Below are 19,140 nucleotides of genomic sequence, written 5' to 3' on the forward strand. Positions count from 1 at the left end.
GGGTCCGCGCCGGAACACCGGCTCGGGCCCCGCGGCGGCGGGTGTCACAGGGCGCGGAGCCTGGTGGCGAAGACCTGGCCGGCGACCTTGTCGCCGAGGGTGAGGCCGTCGGCGGCGTCCCACGGGTAGTGGACGCCGAGCCAGATCCTGCTGTCCGCGTCCTCCTTGGCGGCGGCGCTGAAGCTGGTGAAGTGGCGCTGCTTGACGGGGGCGAGGGGCTCGTCGGTGGTGAGGTCGAAGGCGATGTTGTCGCTTCCGAAGTAGCGCTTCATGATGCCCGCCCAGGCCCCGCCGAAGGAGGCGTGGCCGGAGACGTAGGCGGGGAAGCACGGGTTGGCGTTGACGCCGTCGTTGTTCTTCAGGAGCGGCTTCCACTGGGCGTCGAGGCCGCCCTCGCGGATCGCCGAGACCGGCCGCCACAGGTCGATAGGGGTGGAGAACTTCGCGTCGCGCACGGCTATGCCGGTGTCGGCGAGGGCGATCGAGACGAGCGCGAAGAGCCGGGCGTTGGCGTAGGTGCTCAGCCCCCGGGCCTTGGCGACCTCGCGGGTGGCCTGGAGCATGTGCCCCGGAGGCTTGTACGTCAGGTCGTTGTCGTTGGCCCAGAACCAGGCGGCGTTCAGCTGGTCCGGGGTGCGGTTGATCACCGGTGTGGCGGCCGTGGGGGCGGCCGCGCCGGCTCGGCGGACGGCGTCGACCTGGGCCTTGTACTCGGGGCTGGCGACGAGGTTCTCGTAGGTGCCGTACTGCGCGAGCGTGGTGGGCCGGAACTGCGAGCCGGAGCTGAGGGAGAACGGCTTGACCTGGCCCCAGAAGGGGTTGACCGCGTCGCCGTCCACCTGGCACTTGGGGTCGGGCATGTCGGGGTAGCCGGTCGGCCGCCAGGCACCGGGCCTGTTGTCGCCCGTGTAGGCCTGCTTGTCGTCCGAGCCGTCCCCGGTACGGGCGTCCATCATCTGCTTGACCATCGGGCCGACGACGGTCGTGTCCAGGATGTCGAAGTCCTTCGGGCTGCTGCCGAAGCGGTCGTGGAAGCGCTTGTCCAGGTAGGCCGTGAAGTCGGGCGCGTTCCTGTCGGGCCGGTTCAGGCCGTAGAGGTTGAGCAGGATGTTGTACGCGGTGCGCCCGATGACCCGTTCCTCCTCGTCGGGCCCCTCGAGCCATCCCGCGTACTTCTCCGCGTGGATGTACTCCTCGGAGGTCATCCGACCCTTCCACTTCAGCTGGTACGAGCTCTCCGCGTCGTAGATCGCAGCGTTCATCATGGCGGCCGCGCGGGTCATCGGGACCGGGCCGCCGCCCGTCTTCCGGAAGAGGTCCTGCAGCACGTCGTTCCAGTAGTGCACCGGGTCGGCGATCGACTGCGCCGGCAGCGCGGCATGGGCGGGCTGCGGGGCGACCGTGAGGATGCTTGCGGTCGCCGCCAGCACGGCCGCCGCGGCCGACCCGCGGCGCCACGTCCGGGTGAGGCCACGGGTGGTGCGGGCGTTTTCGGGCATGACTCGGTCCCCCTGATCACACATGTGTCAATGTCCGCCGGAGCGGCGGCGGCGTGATCATGGCGTGTGCAAGGCCCCCTTGGCATGGACCAAAGCGGACACCCGCGCGGAATGGCCGGTCCCGGGCCTGCGGAAGGCGTGAACCCTCCGTGCACGGATCGGACATGTCGGCATCCCTGAACCCCGCCGTTCCGAAACGCACCCCGACTCCGCGTGCGGCCGGGGCACCGGCGGACGGCTCGGCCGGCGGTCGTCCCGCCGCCGGCCCGGGGGTCGCTGTGTGGCCAGCGGCCGCCGGGGGCCTGGCCCGGCCGGGACCGCGGGGAGGTGCGGGCGCACGGCCGCGGGCTGTGCCTGCGGCGGGATGACGCAGCAGTGCCGCGACGTCGGCCCGCAGGGCCGCACCCCCAGGGGGAAGAGGGATGCCGCCCTGCGGTCGCCGGCCGCGAGGTGCGCCGGCCTGGCGAGACGTACCGCCGTCAACGACGCGTGTGTCCGCCATGCGCGGACCCAAACCCCCTTCCCCGCAACGGATTTCGGGCGACCGGAGCCGTCCGGCCGGGCAGACCCGAGGCCCGACCCCGCGCGTACCGGTGCCACGCCCGATGCGGAGCGGTGGACACACCCGCCGGCGTAAGACTTTCGTCATCAGGGTGGGGCTGTCGGGCGGCCGGGCGGTCGCGTTGGATGGGGGGAGGGCGAAGAGAAGGTGGGGAAGGCGGGCGTGGTGAGGAAGAAGTGGTGGGCGGCGGTCGTGGTGGTGGGGCTGGGAGTGGTGACCGCGGGGCTGGCGTGGTTCCAGCCGTGGGCCCTGTGGGTGGACGAGACCGTGCACGAGGCGCTGCCGACCGGGAACGGGAAGGCGAACGTGCCGGCTGCTTCTGCGCCGGCTGCTTCTGCGCCCGCCGGGCCGGTCACCGTGGCGCAGGGCGCGTTCATCAGCCACGAGCACCGCACCACGGGCACGGTGAAGATCATCCGGCTTGCGGACGGCACCCACACGCTCCGTCTCGAAGGCCTGGACACGAGCAGCGGTCCCGATGTGCGCGTCTGGCTGAGCGATGCCCCCGTCAAGGAGGGCACGGCGGGCTGGAGGCTCTTCGACGACGGACGGTACGTCAACCTCGCCAGGCTGAAGGGCAACAAGGGCGACCAGAACTACCCGCTGCCCGCGGACCTCGACTGGTCGGCATACCGGAGCGTCAGCATCTGGTGCGACCGGTTCGACGTCTCCTTCGGCGCCGCGTCGCTCGCCCGCGCCTGACCCGGGGACGGCCGACCGCCCGCGGTGCACCGGCGCGAGCCGGGAGTGCAGCCGCGTCGTGTGGACGCGGCCGTCGGCCAAGCACGGCTGTGCCCGGGCAGGACATGTCGTGGACGGTGCCGTCGATGCGGCGCTGGGTGACCCTCCCGGTCTTCAGGTCCAGGACCGCGGTCCGGGTGTAGCCGATGCTGCCGCCGAACCGGTCGGCGGCGTACGCGGACCAGGCCGGCAGTTTGTCCCCGGGCGGCACGGCGGTCGCCACCGGCACCGGCGGGAATCCGGTGATCCGGTCCCACGCGCCGTGCACGGCCGGGTCGGCCGGTCCGCTCAGCCGGATCTCGGCGGCCGCGGTCCAGGGGCCGCGGCCGCCGGCTTCACCCAGGGCCGTCAGGCGAATGGCAGGTCTCCCGAACACAGGTCAGAAACGGATAACTCTTCGGGGTATCGGGTGAGTTGACGTGAAATGGGGCGGTGGCGGGCAGGGCCTAGGTCAGCGGCGCCGGGGCGTCGGTCCGGGTGGGCGGGTCCGGGGCGGGCGCCGGCGTCGGCTGCGCCCTGGCGAGGGTGCAGACCCCGTCCGAGCACTGGCGTTCCAGGCGGCCTCGGGAGACGGTCTGGGCCAGGCCGACCATCCAGCAGGTGGGGCAGCCGCGGAAGGCGATCAGGGAGAGCGGGGCCGCCAGCAGGACGGCCGGTCCGGCCGTGGGCACCAGGGCGATGGAGCCGATGATCAGCCCGAAGCCGAGGGCGCCGCGGGCCAGGTGGCGGGCGACGGACTTGCTGGCGAACGTGCGGGCGGGTGCGGTCGCCGTGGCCGGGTCAATGGTCGTGTTCATGGTGCGGGCTTCCTTCGGACGGGCGGCCGTGGGGCCGCGCGGGAGTGGGGGCGGGTGCCGCGAGGGCGAGGCGCAGGGCGGCACGGGCCCGGTGCAGGCGGGACTTCATCGCGGCCGTGCTGAGTCCGAGCGCATCGGCGACGGCCCGGCCCGGCAGGCCTTGCACGTCACGCATGATCAGGACCTGCCGCTGGTCGGGGGGCAGCGCCCCGACCGCGGCCGCGATCCGCTCCGCTTCCAGGCGGCGCAGCACCGCGTGCTCCGCGGACGGTTCCTCGGGCGCCTCCGGACCGGCCGGCGGGCCGTCGCCCCGCGCGACGAGCAGCCGTACCTGCCGGAGGCATTCGTTGCGCACGATCCGGAACATCCACGAGGCCAGGGCGCCGGTGGCCCGCAGGCTGCCGATCTTCCGGTAGAGGATGATCAGCGCCTCCTGCGCCGCGTCCTCCGCGTCCTGCGGAGTGGCACACAGCGACAGGGCGAACTTGCGCACATGGGGCTGCGATTCCAAGACGACGGTGGTGAGCGAGGCGACGTCGCCGTCCTGGGCGGCCCTGATCAGCCGGTCGTCGGGCCAGGAGAAGTGTCGGTTCATGCGCTGCTCATCCTCGGAGGGTGCGTGCGGGGTGCGTGCGGGCCTGCGGGCGGGTGTGCGTACGGGCGTCAGCCGCGGCTCTTGTAGCGGCGCATCAGGTGCCAGCTGCACGCGCCCATGAGCAGGACTCCGATCACGACGACACTGGTGATCATCATGGATGTTCCCTTCCGGTGCGGCCGGTGTCTCCGGCCGGTACGCACACAAGAGGCGGGGAGGCCCGGAAAGGATTCAGGTCCGCCCGAAGTCCGCCCGAAGTCCGCCCGGAGTCCGCCCGGAGTCCGTTCGAGGCCCGTCCGCAGCCCGTCCCGAGTCCGTCCCCCGGACGCGGCGCGCGGCCCGCCGTCCGCGGGCGTTAGGGTCGGCCCGGCCCGGGGTTCGGGCCGGTCCGCGGTTCAGGGGAGAGGGTGAAGGACGTGGGAGAGCACGCGGCGGCGGGCGGTCCGGGCGGGATGCAGCGTCGGCTGGGGGTCGGGGACGCGGTCGTGATCGGACTGGGCTCGATGATCGGGGCGGGCGTGTTCGCCGCCCTCGCCCCGGCGGCTCGCGCGGCCGGTTCGGGGCTGCTCCTCGGGCTGGGGCTCGCGGCCGTGGTCGCGTACTGCAACGCCACCTCGTCCGCCCGGCTGGCCGCCCGCCACCCCGCCTCCGGCGGCACCTACGTGTACGGCCGTGAGCGGCTCGGGGAGTTCTGGGGCCACCTCGCCGGCTGGGCCTTCGTCACCGGCAAGACCGCCTCATGCGCCGCGATGGCCCTGACGGTCGGCTCGTACGCGTGGCCGGGGCAGGCGCACGCGGTGGCGGTCGCGGCCGTCGTGGCGCTGACCGCCGTGAACTACGTGGGCGTGCAGAAGTCGGCGCTGCTGACGCGGCTGATCGTCGCCGCCGTCCTCGCCGTGCTGGCCGCCGTCGTGGTCGCGGCCCTGACCTCGGAGGCCGCCGGCGCGGCCCGGCTCGCGATCGGTTCCGACGCGACGCCCGGCGGGGTGCTCCAGGCCGCCGGCCTGCTGTTCTTCGCCTTCGCCGGATACGCGCGCATCGCCACCCTCGGCGAGGAGGTCCGCGACCCCGCCCGCACGATCCCGCGGGCCGTGCCGGTCGCGCTCGGCATCACCCTCGTGGTCTACGCCCTGGTCGCGGTGGCCGTCCTCGCCGTGCTCGGGCCGGAGGAGCTGGCGCGGAGCGCTGCCCCGCTGTCGGACGCGGCGCGGGCCGCCGGGGCGGAGGGACTGGCGCCGGTGGTCCGCGCCGGTGCGGCCCTCGCGGCCCTCGGCTCGCTGCTCGCGCTGATCCTCGGCGTCTCGCGCACCACCCTGGCCATGGCCCGGGACCGGCACCTGCCGCACGTACTGGCGGCGGTGCACCCCCGGTTCGGCGTACCGCACCGGGCCGAGCTCGCCGTGGGCGCCGTCGTGGCCGTGCTCGCCGCGACGGCCGACGTGCGCGCGGCCATCGGGTTCTCCTCCTTCGGTGTGCTGGTGTACTACGCCGTGGCGAACGCCTCCGCCTGGACGCTGACCGGGGAGGAAGGACGGCCCGCCCGCATCGTCCCCGCCGCCGGACTGGCCGGCTGCCTCGCCCTGGCCTTCGCGCTGCCCGCCTCCTCGGTGGTCACCGGGGCCGCCGTACTGGCCGCCGGGGCCGCCGCGTACGGGATCCGGCGGCGGGCCGGCGCCCGCCGGAGCTGAGCCCTCCGCCGGAGCCGGGCCGGAGAACGCGTGTGGAGCTGCTCACGATGATCGTCCGGGGCTTGGCCGCAGGGCGGCCGACCGGTACGTTCTGCGTCGACAAGTAGAGACGACGGTGTGACGGAAGTCCGGTGCAAGCCCGGCACGGTCGCGCCACTGTGTGCCGCAGGGGTCCCGGATCCCGCGCGGCGAGTCAGACCCGGCGCCGTCGTCGTGTGCTCCATCGAACGGGACGCGTGTTCCCGAGGAGGTTCCGCCGTGGCGTCGTCCACCGTTTCGCCCACCCCTGCCGCAACTCCGCTCGCCGCGGGACCGCTTCCGCTCAAGGCCGTGCTGCCCTGGGCCGCCTTCGTCGGCGTGCTCATGCTGGTCCTGCTGTACTTCGTCGGCGCCGAGCAGGGGGCCACGGCCCTCTTCTCCGGCGAGGGCGTGCACGAGTGGGTCCACGACGGCCGGCACCTGCTCGGCTTCCCCTGCCACTGAACCGGGGGAAGACCGTGAACTCCGCAACCGTACGCGCCCTCCTGGTGCGCGGCATGCTCGCCGGCCTCGCGGCCGGGGTGCTCGCCTTCGGGCTGGCCTGGCTCATCGGTGAGGGCCCCGTCGACGCGTCGATCGCCTTCGAGGAGGCGCACGCCGCCCACCACGGCGGTGGCGGCGGCCCCGAGCCCGTCAGCCGGGCCGTGCAGGCCACCCTCGGCCTGGCCACGGCCATGCTCGTCTTCGGCGTGGCCGTCGGCGGGATCGCCGCACTGGCCTACTGCTTCGCCCTCGGCCGGATCGGCCGGATCACCCCCCGCGGCACCGCGGGGCTGGTGGCGGGCGCCGCCTTCGTGACCACCTGCCTGGTGCCCTCGCTCAAGTACCCGGCGAACCCGCCGGCCGTCGGCGACCCCGACACGCTCAACGAGCGGACCGTGCTCTACTTCGGCATGATCGCGCTCAGCGTGCTGCTGGGCGCCGCCGCGGTGGTGCTCCACCGGCGCCTGTCCCGGCAGCTGGAGCCCTGGGCCGCCGCCTCGGGCGCCGTCGCGGCCTTCGTCCTCGCCATGGCGGTGGTCTCGACCGTGCTGCCCGCCGCGGACAACACCCCCGAGGGCTTCCCGGCGACCGTCCTGTGGGACTTCCGGATCGCCTCCCTGGGGATCCAGGCCCTGCTGTGGGCCTCGTTCGGCCTGTTCTTCGGCCACCTCGCGCAGCGCCTGCTGGTCCCGCAGGAGCCCGCTGCGGCCCGGCAGCCGGCGGACAGCGAGCCGGAGCCCGTAGGGGCCTGACGGTCTTCACACGCCGCGCACCACACGTGCCGGGTTCCGGGGGCGCGCCCGGAACCCGGCACGCGTGCGTTGCGGCGGCCGCGGAGGCCGCGGAGGTCGCGGCCAGGGGTGCTGCGCGCGTGCGTCGAGGCCCCCGGCCCGGCCCCGTCCTGCGCCTGCGCCCCGTCAGGAACTCGTACGGGAATTCCGCTCCGGCGTCAGAAGAGCATCATTAAAGCTGCTTCCTGTTCGATCGGCGCAGTTCCATGGACGCGCGAGGAGACGAGCAGGAGGGCGGAGCGATGCAGCCACGGGTCGTGGTGGGTACGGACGGTTCGCTGGGGAGTGTGGCGGCCCTGCACCGGGGGGCCGCCGAGGCACGGGTCCTCGGCGCCGAGTTGTGGGTGGTGCTGGCCTGGACGCCGCCAGGCGGCGGATTCGTCGGCCGGCACGCCACGGGCACGCCGATGGTCGCCGGATGCAGGGCGACGGCCGCCGAACGGCTCCTGGAAACCCTCGACACCGCCTTCGGTGCGGGCGGTCCGGGGGTGGCCTCGACCGGGATGACCGTACGCGGCACCGCGGGCGCCGCCCTCGTGGACTCGGTCCGCGACTCCGGGGACCTGCTCGTCGTCGGCACCGGCCGGCGCGGGAGGCTGCTGCGCGCGCTGCGCCCCTCGGTGGCCCGGTACTGCATGGCGCACGCGCCCTGCCCGGTCCTGGCGGTGCCGCCCAGCCCGCTCCAGGCCGACCTGGACGCCGTACGCCGCCGCAACGCGTGGCGGATCCCGCTCGACGTGCGCGACCTGGTGCCCTGACCGGCCCGGGGGCGCGCGGGCGGGCGCGGCGGTGCGGGGCGTACGGAACCGGGTGGAGGCCCTCTTGGCGAACGGGCCCGGCACGGGCAGGGTGGTCCTGGCCGCAACGGCCCCGAGGTTCGTGAACAGCCCTACCGGGAGCAGCCCATGGCAGCGAAGATCCTCATCGTGACCGGCGACGCGGCGGAGTCGCTGGAGGTCCTCTACCCGTACCAGCGGCTTCGCGAGGAAGGCTACGAGGTCCACATCGCCGCGCCCTCGCGCAAGAAACTGCGGTTCGTCGTGCACGACTTCGAGGACGGCTTCGACACCTACACCGAGAAGCCCGGCTACACCTGGCCCGCCGACCTCGCCTTCTCCGAGGTGGACCCGGGGCAGTACGCCGCCCTTGTGATCCCCGGCGGGCGGGCGCCCGAGTACCTGCGCAACGACCCCGAGGTGCAGCGGATCCTCACCGCCTTCGGGGACTCGGACAAGCCGGTCGCGCAGATCTGCCACGGCCCGCTGCTCACGGCCGCCGTCGGCGCGCTCGGCGGCCGCCGGGTCACCGCCTACCCGGCGCTGGCCCCGGACATGAAGGCCGCCGGAGCGGAGTTCGAGGACTCCGAGACGGTCGTCGACGGCACCCTCGTGTCGGCCCGTGCCTGGCCCGACCACTCGCGCTGGATGCGCGAGTTCCTGACCGTCCTGCGGTCGAAGGCGCCGCTGGGCTGAGCCGGATCCGCCCCTGCCGGCCGGGCGACCCCGTCCGGGCGGCGGGGGCGGCCCCCGTTGCCCGCGGCCGCGGGGCGGCGGCGGATCCGGGGCGGGCGGCGCCTACTCTGGCGCGCATGCAGCAATACACCATTGGACAGGCGGCCCGGCTGCTCGGCGTGAGCCCCGACACCGCGCGCCGCTGGGCCGACGCCGGACGGGTGACCACGTACCGGGAGGACTCCGGACGCCGGCTGATCGACGGACGGGACCTCGCGGCCTTCGCGGTCGAGCTGGCCCAGGGCGGGAGCGGCGCGGACGAGGACGAGCCGGAGCGGACCTCCGTACGCAACGCCTTCCCGGGCATCGTCACCGCGGTCAAGCTCGGGGACGTCGCCGCCCAGGTCGAGATCCAGGCGGGACCGCACCGGCTGGTGTCGCTGCTCACGCGCGAAGCGGTGGAGGAGCTGGGCCTGGAGGTCGGCATGCAGGCGACGGCCCGGGTGAAGTCCACGAACGTCCACGTCGACCTCGTCTGACCGGCCCCGGACCTGCCTGGACCGCCTGGACCCGCCCCGGACCGCGCGGGCACCCCGGACCTGGTCAAGATGTCGTGACCCCCTGCTGCGCGGCCCCCCGGATGGCCGATGATGATCCGACCGTCGTACCCATCCGTCCCGCGTCAGCCCGCAACCGAGTCCGCCGGAGTCCGCATGTCCAGCACCAGCACCCCCAGCCGCAGCCGCACGCGCACCCGTACGTTCCGCCCGGCCCGCAGCCGGGCCGTCCTCGCGGCGGCCGGAGCGGCTGCCGCCGTGGTGCTCGCCGCGGGGCCCGCGGCCGCGCACGTCGAGGTCGAGGCCGAGGGGGCGCGGGCCCTGGCCGAGAACGTGACGCTCACCTTCGAGGCCGAGTCGGAGTCCGACAGCGCGGGCATCAGCTCCCTGCGCGTGGTGCTGCCGAAGGGCATCGAGCCCGCCGACGTCACCTACGCCAAGGGCCCGAAGGGCTGGACCCTCGTCCAGGGTGCCGACGGCTACACGGTCAAGGGACCGGTGCTGGACGTCGGGGAGAGCGCCTCCTACGCGGTCACCGTGCGGCAGCTGCCGGACGCGAAGGAGCTGGCCTTCAAGACCCTCCAGACCTACGGGGACGGGAAGGTGGACCGCTGGATCGAGACGGGGGAGGGCGGCGGGAACCCGGCGCCCGTGCTCCGGCTCCAGGCGGCGCTGCCCGGGGCGAAGGCGGTGCGGCGGGTTGCGCCGCCCGCGCCGTCCGCGCCGTCCGCGGTGCCTGCCGCCTCCGGATCCCCGGCTGTGCCGCCGAAGCCCGCGGCCATGGCGAAGGGCGGTAAGGGGAGCGGGGCGAAGGAGGCCGACGTCGACGGGGGGCTGTCGGGCGGGGCCTGGGCCGGGATCGGGGTCGGGGCGGTCGTGCTCGCAGGCGCTGCGGTCTTCCTGGTGCGGCGGCGGGGGAGCGGGGCCTGACCCCGCCCAGACCTCCGGGGGCTCCGCCCCCGGCCCCCGCGCCTCGACCTCCCCCGGCCCCAGGGGGCTGGGGGCTACCCCCTGGCGGGGCTTGGTCTTGCCCCTGCGGGTCGCGGGCGGGCGGGGCCCGAGTCCGCCCCGGCCGGTCGACTCGGGGGGAGCCCGTACAGGCGGGCCAACGCCGGGAGGCGGTGGGCCAGTTCCGTGGTGTCGGCGTAGTCGAAGTCCCAGGCCGGGTCCAGCGGCGGGTAGCTGATCCTGAGGGTGCCCGACGGCAGGTCCTCGCCGGTGCGGGCCCGGTGGGCGCGCCAGGCCAGGGCGAGGGCCTGCCCGCACTCCAGCTCCAGGCGCTCGCGGGCCGCGTCGCGCACGGCCGGCAGGCGCGCGAGGGTGTCCGGATCGGCCACCGCCGCCTCGAAGGCCTCCCGCCCCTGCACGATCAGCCAGCCCCGGAAGCAGTCGAAGCCGTCGTCCGAGCAGCCGCCGTTGACCAGGTGGGCCGCGGCCCACAGCGGACTGCGGTACGACTCGCCCAGCAGGTCCCACAGCACCTGCTGGGTCGCGGCCATCTCCGCCACCGGCAGTACGGCCAGCAGTGCCGCGGCGCGCTCCGCCACCGCACCGGCCCCGGCACCGGCCGGCTCCTGGGCGCGCGCCTCGTCGATCAGCTTCCAGAACTGTTCCCTGTCCATGTGCCGGAGCGTGGCACACGGCTCTGACAACGCCCGGGAACCGCAAGGCGGTCCGGTCCGACCTCTGTGGCGAAGCATGCACACACGCGCGGCGCGGAGGCGGGGCGGACGCAATGGATCGCACACAGGAGCCGGGCCGGCCGGAGGAGCCGGCACCCCTCGGGATACGGATGCGCGGGGTCGGCTGCCGACACGGCCGGCTGGACGCCGTACGCGGGGTGGACCTGGACATCGAACCCGGCCTGCGGGTGGCCCTCACGGGCACCAACGGCTCGGGGAAGACCACCTTGCTGAGGGCGGTGCTCGGCCTGCACCGCGGGGTCGGCGGCGAGATCCGGGTCGGTGGCCGCACCGCCGGCTCCCCCTCCGAGTGGGCCTGGCGGCGGCGCGCCTGCGCCTGGATCCCGCAGAAGCCGGCCGCCGGGCGGTTCCCGCTCGGCGGCGGCGAACTGCTCGACAGCTCCGGTGCCCCCGCCGAGGCCCGCGAGGCCGCCGCGAAGCTGGGCGTCGGAGAGCTCGTGGACCGCGGGCTGCACACGTTGTCCGGCGGTCAGTTGCAGCGCATGTACCTGGCGCGGGCGGTGGGCTGCGTGGCCGCCGGCGCCGGGGTGCTGCTGGCCGACGAACCCACGGCCGCCCTGGACTTCCAGGGGCAGGAGGAGGCCGCCGACGTGCTGCTCTCGCTGCCCGTGACCCTCGTCGTCGTCACCCACGACCGGTCGCTCGCCCATCGCTGCGACCGCGTACTGGAGATGGCCGCCGGCAGTCTGCGGGAGGTGGCGTGAGCGCCGCGCCCCCGGTGGTCCTCGCCGCCGACCTCGCCGAACTGCTCCGGCTGGTGCCCGTGCAGCGGGCCGGGTTCGCGCTGCTGCTGGCCGCCGTCGGGCTGCCGGTGGTGGGCGTGGTGATCGTCGGGCTCGACATCATGCCGGTGCGGTTCGCGATGATGCACGTGGCCCTGTTCGGCATCGCCGTCGGGCTGCTGACCGGCATCGACCCCATGGTCTGCGCGCTCGTCGCGTGCGCGCTCGGGGGCGCCGGGGTGGCGCCGCTGGCCCGGACCCCCGACGGGCTGTCCGGGGCGATGGGGCTGCTGATGAGCCTCGCGATCGCGGCGGCCCTGCTGCTCCTGGCCGTGTCGGGGGTCAACGCGGCCGGTGCCTTCGCCCTGCTGTGGGGCTCCATCCTGGCCGTGGGCACCGCGGACCTGGTCCTCGTCGGCGTCCTGGCCGTGGCCGTGCCCGCCCTGTTCTGGTGGCGGCGGCGCGACCTGGCGCTGCTCCTCTACGACCGGGAGCTCGCCCAGTCCTCCGGGGTCGCGGTGGAACGGCTCACCCTCGTCCTGCTCGTGCTGGTGGCGGTGGCCGTCGCCGGGGCCATCAAACTGACCGGCGCGCTGCTGGTCGACGCGCTGACCCTGCTGCCCGCCCTCGCGGCCCGCCGGCTCGGGACCTCGCTGCGGTCGATCACCCTGTGGGCCGTCGGCATCGGGGTCCTCGTCAACGTCGCCGGCTTCCTGATCGCCCTGTCCCTGGACTGGCCCCCCGGGCCCGTCCTCGTCCTCGCTGCGGGGGCCGTCGTCCTCGCCGTCCATCTCGTACCCGAACGGAGAACCACCTCATGGCGCGCACCCGCGGCCGTATCGCTCCCCTCCTCGCACTGACCGCGAGCCTCGCCCTGGTCTCGGGCTGCGGCGGCTCGGCGGACGGCGCGTCCGAAGACCGGCCGGCCGCCGGGGGACAGGGCTCCGGCCGTCCGGCCGACGGGCCCGTGGTCGTGGTCACCACCACCTGGGAGGGCGCCCTCGCCAAGGCGGCCGGGGCCGAGAACGTCACCGTCATCGTGCCGCAGTCGGTGCAGCACGCCCCCGACTACGACCCGAAGCCGTCCGACCTGGCGGCCGTGGCCAAGGCGGACTTCGTGCTGTACGCGCCGTTCGAGCCGTACGCCGGGAAGATCAAGGAGGCGGCCGGGTCCAAGGCCGAACTGGTCGAGGTCGCCCTGGACAACGACGCGGACAAGACCGCCGCCGAAGTGGGCAGGCTGGGTGCGAAGTTCGGCACTTCGGCGCAGGCCGGTCGATGGCAGACCGGCTTCAAGGCGGAGTACGCGAAGCTCACCGCGCGGCTCCGGGCCGCGTGGCCGGGCGGCCGCCAACCGCAGGTGGTGGCACAGGTGTTCACCACCTGGTCGGCGAAGATGGCCGGGGCGGGGCTGGTCGGCACGTACGGGCCCGAGGCCGTCACGCCGGGGCAGCTGGCCGAACTGAGCGCGAAAAAGCCGGCGTTCGTGTTCGACAACGCGCACATGACCACCGGCGAGGTCCTGCCCGGCGCCGGCGCCGAGCAGCTGGAGATCGTCAACTACCCGGGCGCCGACCTGGACCTGCTGAGCGTCTACCGCAAGGCCGCCGACGAGATCACCAAGGCACTGGCCGGCTCCTGACCGGGCCCGCGGGGGGCTTCGGGCCCCCCGCCCCGCGGGGCCGGCACCTGGCGGCGGGCCGACCGGGCCCGCCCTTCCCCGCGGCCCGCCCGCGGTGGGCTCGCCTTCTCAGGTCTACCCCCTCGGCGTCCGTCTCGGGATCTCCCGGCCCGGGGGGCGTCCGCCCGGGGACTGTCCGGGGTCTGCCCGCACCGGCGGCATCTGGTCTCCCCTCCCGCGGGCTGCCCGCCCCCGGGGGTGTCCGTTCCGGGGCATGCCCGGCCGGATTCGGGACTCTGCCCCGGCCCCGGCGCCTCAGCGGCCACCTCGTCCCGGGCCGGGGGCAGGTCCGCCGTGGGGTGGCGTCCGTCCTTGAGGCCGCCTGCCGTCGGGGGCCATCCCCTCCATCACCCGGCTGCCGCAGAGGGCTCCCTCCGGCGGCTGCCCGCCGGGTGGCTCTCCCATCCGAGCCCCTGCTCGCCGCCGGCGGCTCCCCGTCCGAGCCCCTGCTCGCCCGCGCCCGCCCCAAGGTCGTCCCCGCCGAAGGCTGCCTGGCCTGCGGGGGACAGGGCCAGCGGCGGTGCGGGCGGGATGGGGGCGGGGAGTGCTCCGGCCCGGGGCCTGCGGGGGTGTCAGTGTGTGGCGCCCTGGCGCGTGGCCGTGCGGGAGTTCGCGCAGGAAGGGCGAAGGGGCCGTCCGGAAGGATTCCGGCGGCCCCTTCGGGGTGGCCCGGGGGCTTTCGCCCCCGGGCGGTCGGCTACACCGGCTGGGTTGCCGTCGTGCCGAATCGTTCCTTCAGGAGGGCGCGGTCCGGCTTGCCCGCGGGGGTCAGGGGCAGTTCGGGGAGCACCACCAGCCGCTCCGGGTGCTTGCGCGGCTCCAGGCCCCGGCTGTCGAGGTACGCCCCCAGGTCCGCCAGCCCCGGCACCGGAGCTCCTTCGCGCACCACCACGCAGGCCGCCAGCCGCTCGCCCATCAGCGGATCGGCCACCCCCACGCACATCACGTCCCGCACCCACGGGTGTCCCGCCAGGGCGAGTTCGACCTCGGCCGGGCTGATGTTGGCCCCGCCGCGGATCACCACGTCCTTCAGCCGCCCCACCACCCGCAGCGTGCCGTCCTCCTCCAGCAGTCCCAGGTCCCCGGTGCGGACCCAGCCCCCCGGGGTGCGGTAGCGCTCGTTGAGGCCGGGGTCGCCGACGTAGCACAGCGGGGACATCGGCCCCCGGGCCAGGATCTCCCCCACGGAACCGGCCGGTTCGGCCTCCGTGTCCGGTGCGCCCGGCGCCACGATGCGGATCTCCGTCACCCGCGGGTCGGGCCGCCCGATCCGCATGCCGCGGGCCGGTGTCCTGCCATCACCCGTACCAGTAACACCAGTTGAGGATCCGTCACCCTCCACCGCAGACCCCGCATCCTGTCCTTCGGCCGCATCCGGCCCACCCGCCAGACCCGTATGGCAGTTGACCCCGTCGGCCGAGCCGTACAGGTTGACCACCGCGCAGCCGAAGGCCTTCCGCGCCTCGGCGGCCGTCGCCGCGTCGAGGGGCGCTCCGCCCAGGACCAGGGCGGTGGGCGCAGGCAGTTCGCGCGGCTGCTCGGCCAGCCGGTCCAGCATCATGCGGACCATCGTGGGCACCCCCAGCACATGGGTGGGCGCGTGCTCCGCGATCGCGTCCAGCGCCGCGTCCGGGGTGAAGTGGTCGAGCAGGACCAGGGTGCCCCCGTGCCGGGCCAGCGCCACCGCCGTGCCGCTGCTGCCGAAGGCAGAGGCCAGCGGTACCAGGAACAGGCAGCGCGGCGGCTCCCCCTCCCGCATCAGCGAGGCCAGGAAGTTCCCCCGGCCCCCGGCCAGCGCGTTGTGCGAGTACGCGATCATCTTCGGCTCCGCCTCGGAACCCGAGGACACCAGGATCCGCACCGGCGCGTCCGGGTGCGGGCGCGCCGGGGTGAACGCGCCCGGGTCGGTGCGCAGCAACTCGGCCAGCGCGACACAGCCTTCGGGCACCGTGCCGGCCGGCCCGGCACCGATCACGTGCCGCAGCGCGGGCAGTTCACCCGAGAGCCCCAGCAGTTCCGCCGCGGGCCGCGCGGAGCGGTGCTCCGTCGCGGCGATCACCGCGACCGCCTCCGAGCGCCCCAGCAGCGAGAGCGCCTCCCGGCTGCCGCGGCCCACCGGGAAGGGCAGGGCCACCGCGCCCAGGGCGGCGAGCGCCAGATCCGCGATGACGGCGTTGCGCCCGGCCGGCAGCTGCACCGCCACCACCTCGCCGGCGCCGATGCCGAGCCCGGCGAGCCCGGCGGCCAGACATCGCACCTTGCGGTCCAGCGCGGTGTAGCAGAGCTTCCCCTTGGCGTCGAGCAGGGCCGTACGGTGCGGGTCCGCCGTCAGGCGGGCCCGGTAGAGGCTGTACACGTCGAGATCGGGGCAGGACCCGTCCACCGCCCAGGACCGGCGGAGGGCGGCGGGCAGGAGATCGTCCAGGCTGACGGTCATGCGAAGCTCCAGGGGTCGGGGACGGCAGGTGCGCCGTGGTGGTCCCGGCCGATCAGGCCGGGCAGCCGTGCGTCGTGGTGCAGGGAGTGCAGGTCGTCGGTGACGGCCGTGACGTCGAGCCCGTCCGCCCGCAGCAGGGCCACGGCCTCGGCGGTGTCCAGCCCGTCCACGCGGTACGTACGGGCCGCCCCGGCGCACGCGTCGGACGCGGCGAGCCAGCCGTCGGCGGTGCGCAGCGGGCGCCGGAAGCCGGCCGGCGGGCGGGGATCGGCGCCCGCCGCGGCCCGCCGCCGGGCCGCCGCGGTCACGAGGTCGGCGGCGCCGAGCAGTGAGGAGTCCGCCCGCACCCCCGCCCCGGTGCGCTCGCGCACCAGCAGCCCGGCCAGCACGGCCTGGGCGCCGAGCAGCCCGCCCATCACGTCGAGCAGGGTCATCAGGGAGGGGGCGGGCGGCTCGTCCGCGGGCCGGACGGCGGCTCCGACCCCGGTGCGGGCCTGCACCATGAAGTCGGTGCCCATCGGCGCCCCGGGCAGCCGGTCCGCCCACCCGCTGGTGTACGTGTACACCAGGGCGGGGTTCACGGCAGCCAGGTCCGCGTGGTCGAGGCCGAGCACCGCGGCCTTGCCCGGGGCCCAGTTGTGTAGGAACACATCGGCTCCGGCGGCCAGTTCGCGCAGCCGGTCCCGGCCCGACGGAGTGGTGATGTCCACCTCCTCGGCGCTCTTGCCCCGGTTGAGCGCGAGCCAGCGCGCGGAGATCCCGGAGCAGGCCGGGGGCATGCCGCGCAGCGGGTCCCCGCCCGGCGGCTCGATCCGGATCACCTCCGCCCCGAGCAGGCCCAGCAGGTGTGCGGCCAGGGGGGCCTGGACCCGGCGGCCCGCCTCCAGCACCGTCATCCCGGCGAGCGGGGCGGCCGCAGAGAGGCCCGGAGGCTGCGGGCGGTGCGGCCGGCCCGGTCCGGTGGGCTCGCCCGTGCCGCCGCCCGTGCTCCCGTCCGCTGCCCCGCCGCCGTCGTACCGGGTCAGCCGGACGGGCGGGGCCTCGGCTATCCCGCGTCCCTCCGGCGCGTACAGCGGGCACACCTCGGCCCCGGAGGCGGCGGCCGCCGCCCGGATCCGCTCCCACGTGCTCGCGCGGGCCGCGGTGTGCAGGGAGTCGGGGAAGGGGGCGCAGGCGGTCGCGTACCGGAACTGGAACGGGCGCCAGCCCGACCTGACGGCCTGCTCGGGTGCGCCGAGGGCGCGCCAGAAGGCCGCCCAGGCACCCGGGTCCAGGGTCTCCAGCTCGAATACGGTGCCCTCGGCGGAGGTGAACGGCGGTCCCCCGGGGGCCTGTTCGGCCGCCTCGCCCTCGTCGGCCCCCGCAGCCGCAAGGTACTGGGACACGGTGAGCAGCCCGGCGCGGGCGCCGCTCGTGCGCACCAGGTCGGCCGTGCCGCCGCGGGCCTGGGCCAGCAGCCCCGCGAGCACGCCCTGCACGGTGAGCACGCCCGTGGCCGCGGCCACGTAGTCCGCGCCCAGCCCGCGCGGCGCGCCGTCGCGGCGGCCGTGCACCTCCATGACCCCGGTCGCCGCCTGTACGGTCGCCTCGTCGCACAGCTCGGCGCCCGGACCGGTGCTGCCGTGCTCCGCCCACTGCACGTGCGCGGTCACCGGAGCGAACCCGGCGCCCCCGACGGCGAGATGGGGGTCCTTGGCGCCGGACGGGCGGGCGCCGAGCAGGCGCAGCTGCTCCGCGGCGAGCCCGGCGCCCGGGCCGGTCGCCGCCTCCCCGGCGAGGGTGAGGCCGTCGAGCGGCCGGAGTGCGTCTGGGGTGGCTGATGATGCTGCCATGCCGCTCCTTGTGGGAAGCCAGGGGTACGAGCCGGGAACCGGAGGGGGGTCCGCCCCGACCAGTTCCACGCAAGAAGCAGTCGGACAACCGTTCCCGCAGGTTCCCGGGAGGTCGGAGGAAAGTGGTGTCAGCGCACGCGGGATTCCCGGAATGCCCTGCGGAGGCAATGGACTTGAGGATGCGGGTCGAGGTCTTCGTCCGGGACCGGGTGATGCCGCTCGAACCGGTCCTGGACGCGGGGGGCGCGCCGGCCGCGGCCGCTCTGGCCCAACTCCACGCGGATGCGCGGGAACGCGGCCTGTGGGCCCTGCCGCTGCCCGTGGAACTCGGCGGTCAGGGGCTGCCGTTGGAGCTCTATGCGCACATCGCCGAGGTGGAGGGCGCCAGCGACCACGGCCCGGCCGCACTCGGCTCGGCCAGCCTCCTCGACGTGCTGATGCTGGAACGGCACGGCAGCGACCGGGTCCGCGAGCAGTACGTGCGCCCCCTCGTCGCGGGTGAGATCCGCGCCTGCTACGCCATGACCGAGCCGGACACCCCGGGGACCGACCCGTTCCTCACCGCCACTCGCGCCGAGCCGGACGCGGACGGGGGCTGGCGGGTCAGCGGGGGCAAGTGGTTCACGAGCGGAGCGGCCGAGGCGGACCTGGTCACGGTCCTCGCGCGCACCGATGGCAACGCCCCCGAGCGCGAGGGGCTGTCCCTGCTCCTCGTACCCACCGGAGCGCCCGGGTTCAGCGTGGTCCGGGAGCTGCCGGTGTTCGGCGCGGCGGGTCCGTACGAGATCCGGCTCGACGAGGTGCCCGTCGCGGCCGATCACCTGCTCGGCCCGCAGGGCAAGGGGCTGGCGGTCGCCGCCGAGCGGCTCCAGCTGGGCCGGACCCTGCGCTGCCTGCGCTGGCTCGGGCAGGCGCGGCGGGCGTACGAGCTGATGCGCGAGCGGGCCCTGACCCGGAGCCGGTCCCGGGGGGCGCTCGGCGAACTCCAGCTGGTGCAAAGGCACTTGTTCGAGTCTCTGCTGATGCTGCGGACCACGCGGCCGCTGGTGTACGAGGCCGTGGCCCGGCTTGCGGCCGGGCAGGACGCGCACATCGAGGTGGGCCTCGCGAAGGTGGCTGCGGCCCGCACGCTGCAGCAGGTGGCCGATGCCTCGATCCAGGTCCACGGGGCCGCGGGGCTGGGTCCCGACACCCCCCTCCCCGCCCTCTTCCGCACCGGGCGGGCGGCCCGCATCCTCGACGGGCCGGACGAACTGCACATTGCGGCGGTGGCCCGGCGCGTTCTGAAGGGCGAGTAACCGACCAGGGCCGCACGCCGATGTCCCGCGGAGCGGACTCCAGCCCCTCCGGCGCTTGAGCAACGGGGTTTGGGGCGGAGCCCCGACGACAGCCCGCGGCTGCCCACCGGGCGGGGTGAACTCCAGCCCTCCGGCGTTTGAGGAGCGGGGTTTGGGGCGGAGCCCCAAGGCACCCCGGCTGGCGCCGGGCAGGGGGGGGGGGGGGGGGAGGCCTCCCCAACGCCAGGGGGGGGGGGGGGGTGGGGGTGGGGGGGGTGGTGGTGG

The 19,140-nt window shown here is 75.3% G+C and carries 18 protein-coding genes; 12 read left to right on the top strand and 6 right to left on the bottom strand.

Annotated features, from left to right (window positions below):
- Positions 1–44: 44 nt before the first annotated feature.
- Positions 45–1,499 (bottom strand): vanadium-dependent haloperoxidase, encoded by a 1,455-nt coding sequence (locus ACZ407_RS16665; RefSeq protein ID WP_468128809.1) that lies wholly within the window; start codon positions 1,497–1,499, stop codon positions 45–47.
- 724 nt (positions 1,500–2,223) lie between these two features.
- Here ACZ407_RS16665 and ACZ407_RS16670 point away from each other — a divergent pair.
- Positions 2,224–2,763 carry a DM13 domain-containing protein gene (locus tag ACZ407_RS16670; RefSeq protein ID WP_468128810.1) on the top strand — a complete coding sequence of 180 codons (540 nt, stop codon included), beginning with the start codon at positions 2,224–2,226 and terminating at the stop codon, positions 2,761–2,763.
- A 485-nt stretch (positions 2,764–3,248) separates the two neighbouring features.
- Here ACZ407_RS16670 and ACZ407_RS16675 read toward each other — a convergent pair whose 3' ends face one another.
- Positions 3,249–3,599 carry a hypothetical protein gene (locus tag ACZ407_RS16675; RefSeq protein ID WP_468128811.1) on the bottom strand — a complete coding sequence of 117 codons (351 nt, stop codon included), beginning with the start codon at positions 3,597–3,599 and terminating at the stop codon, positions 3,249–3,251.
- Positions 3,583–4,194 (bottom strand): RNA polymerase sigma factor, encoded by a 612-nt coding sequence (locus tag ACZ407_RS16680; RefSeq protein ID WP_468128812.1) that lies wholly within the window; start codon positions 4,192–4,194, stop codon positions 3,583–3,585. Before ACZ407_RS16680 ends, ACZ407_RS16675 begins: the two co-directional genes overlap by 17 nt.
- 452 nt (positions 4,195–4,646) lie before the next feature.
- On the opposite strand from ACZ407_RS16680, the gene ACZ407_RS16685 reads away from it, so the two are divergent.
- From ACZ407_RS16685 to ACZ407_RS16715, 7 genes are all read left to right on the top strand, one after another.
- On the top strand, positions 4,647–5,882 hold the full coding sequence (locus ACZ407_RS16685; protein ID WP_468128936.1) for an APC family permease: 1,236 nt from the start codon (positions 4,647–4,649) through the stop codon (positions 5,880–5,882).
- A 258-nt stretch (positions 5,883–6,140) separates the two neighbouring features.
- A complete protein-coding gene (locus ACZ407_RS16690) occupies positions 6,141–6,365 on the top strand; it encodes a CbtB domain-containing protein (protein WP_468128813.1) in 225 nt (74 codons plus the stop codon).
- Positions 6,366–6,379: 14 nt separating this feature from the next.
- A complete protein-coding gene (locus tag ACZ407_RS16695; protein WP_468128814.1) occupies positions 6,380–7,156 on the top strand; it encodes a CbtA family protein in 777 nt (258 codons plus the stop codon).
- Between the two features lie 281 nt (positions 7,157–7,437).
- On the top strand, positions 7,438–7,953 hold the full coding sequence (locus tag ACZ407_RS16700) for a universal stress protein (RefSeq protein ID WP_468128815.1): 516 nt from the start codon (positions 7,438–7,440) through the stop codon (positions 7,951–7,953).
- A 147-nt stretch (positions 7,954–8,100) separates the two neighbouring features.
- Complete coding sequence (locus ACZ407_RS16705; RefSeq protein WP_468128816.1) at positions 8,101–8,667, top strand: DJ-1/PfpI family protein; 567 nt, start codon at positions 8,101–8,103, stop codon at positions 8,665–8,667.
- Positions 8,668–8,783: 116 nt separating this feature from the next.
- On the top strand, positions 8,784–9,185 hold the full coding sequence (locus ACZ407_RS16710) for a TOBE domain-containing protein (protein WP_468128817.1): 402 nt from the start codon (positions 8,784–8,786) through the stop codon (positions 9,183–9,185).
- A gap of 174 nt (positions 9,186–9,359) precedes the next feature.
- Positions 9,360–10,133 carry a DUF1775 domain-containing protein gene (locus ACZ407_RS16715; protein WP_468128818.1) on the top strand — a complete coding sequence of 258 codons (774 nt, stop codon included), beginning with the start codon at positions 9,360–9,362 and terminating at the stop codon, positions 10,131–10,133.
- 74 nt (positions 10,134–10,207) lie between these two features.
- Here ACZ407_RS16715 and ACZ407_RS16720 read toward each other — a convergent pair whose 3' ends face one another.
- Positions 10,208–10,825, bottom strand: a complete 618-nt coding sequence (locus ACZ407_RS16720) for a DUF4240 domain-containing protein (protein WP_468128819.1) — start codon at positions 10,823–10,825, stop codon at positions 10,208–10,210.
- 170 nt (positions 10,826–10,995) lie between these two features.
- Here ACZ407_RS16720 and ACZ407_RS16725 point away from each other — a divergent pair, with 170 nt between their 5' ends.
- From ACZ407_RS16725 to ACZ407_RS16735, 3 genes are read left to right on the top strand one after another with little or no spacing between them, the layout of a single operon-like run.
- The gene (locus ACZ407_RS16725) at positions 10,996–11,610 is read left to right on the top strand and encodes an ATP-binding cassette domain-containing protein (protein WP_468128937.1); all 615 of its coding nucleotides are present in this window, start codon (positions 10,996–10,998) and stop codon (positions 11,608–11,610) included.
- On the top strand, positions 11,607–12,488 hold the full coding sequence (locus ACZ407_RS16730; protein ID WP_468128820.1) for a metal ABC transporter permease: 882 nt from the start codon (positions 11,607–11,609) through the stop codon (positions 12,486–12,488). The genes ACZ407_RS16725 and ACZ407_RS16730 overlap by 4 nt, the downstream gene beginning before the upstream one ends.
- Positions 12,446–13,270: a metal ABC transporter solute-binding protein, Zn/Mn family gene (locus tag ACZ407_RS16735; RefSeq protein WP_468128821.1), complete on the top strand. Its 825-nt coding sequence runs from the start codon at positions 12,446–12,448 to the stop codon at positions 13,268–13,270. The genes ACZ407_RS16730 and ACZ407_RS16735 overlap by 43 nt, the downstream gene beginning before the upstream one ends.
- Positions 13,271–14,006: 736 nt before the next feature.
- Here ACZ407_RS16735 and ACZ407_RS16740 read toward each other — a convergent pair.
- Positions 14,007–15,746, bottom strand: a complete 1,740-nt coding sequence (locus tag ACZ407_RS16740; protein ID WP_468128822.1) for a class I adenylate-forming enzyme family protein — start codon at positions 15,744–15,746, stop codon at positions 14,007–14,009.
- Positions 15,743–17,578 carry a CoA transferase gene (locus tag ACZ407_RS16745; RefSeq protein WP_468128823.1) on the bottom strand — a complete coding sequence of 612 codons (1,836 nt, stop codon included), beginning with the start codon at positions 17,576–17,578 and terminating at the stop codon, positions 15,743–15,745. The genes ACZ407_RS16740 and ACZ407_RS16745 overlap by 4 nt, the downstream gene beginning before the upstream one ends.
- 167 nt (positions 17,579–17,745) lie before the next feature.
- Between ACZ407_RS16745 and ACZ407_RS16750 the strand changes: the two genes are divergently transcribed.
- The gene (locus ACZ407_RS16750) at positions 17,746–18,876 is read left to right on the top strand and encodes an acyl-CoA dehydrogenase family protein (protein WP_468128824.1); all 1,131 of its coding nucleotides are present in this window, start codon (positions 17,746–17,748) and stop codon (positions 18,874–18,876) included.
- Positions 18,877–19,140 lie beyond the last annotated feature (264 nt).

This window comes from Streptomyces sp. NPDC030809 (genome assembly GCF_055572195.1).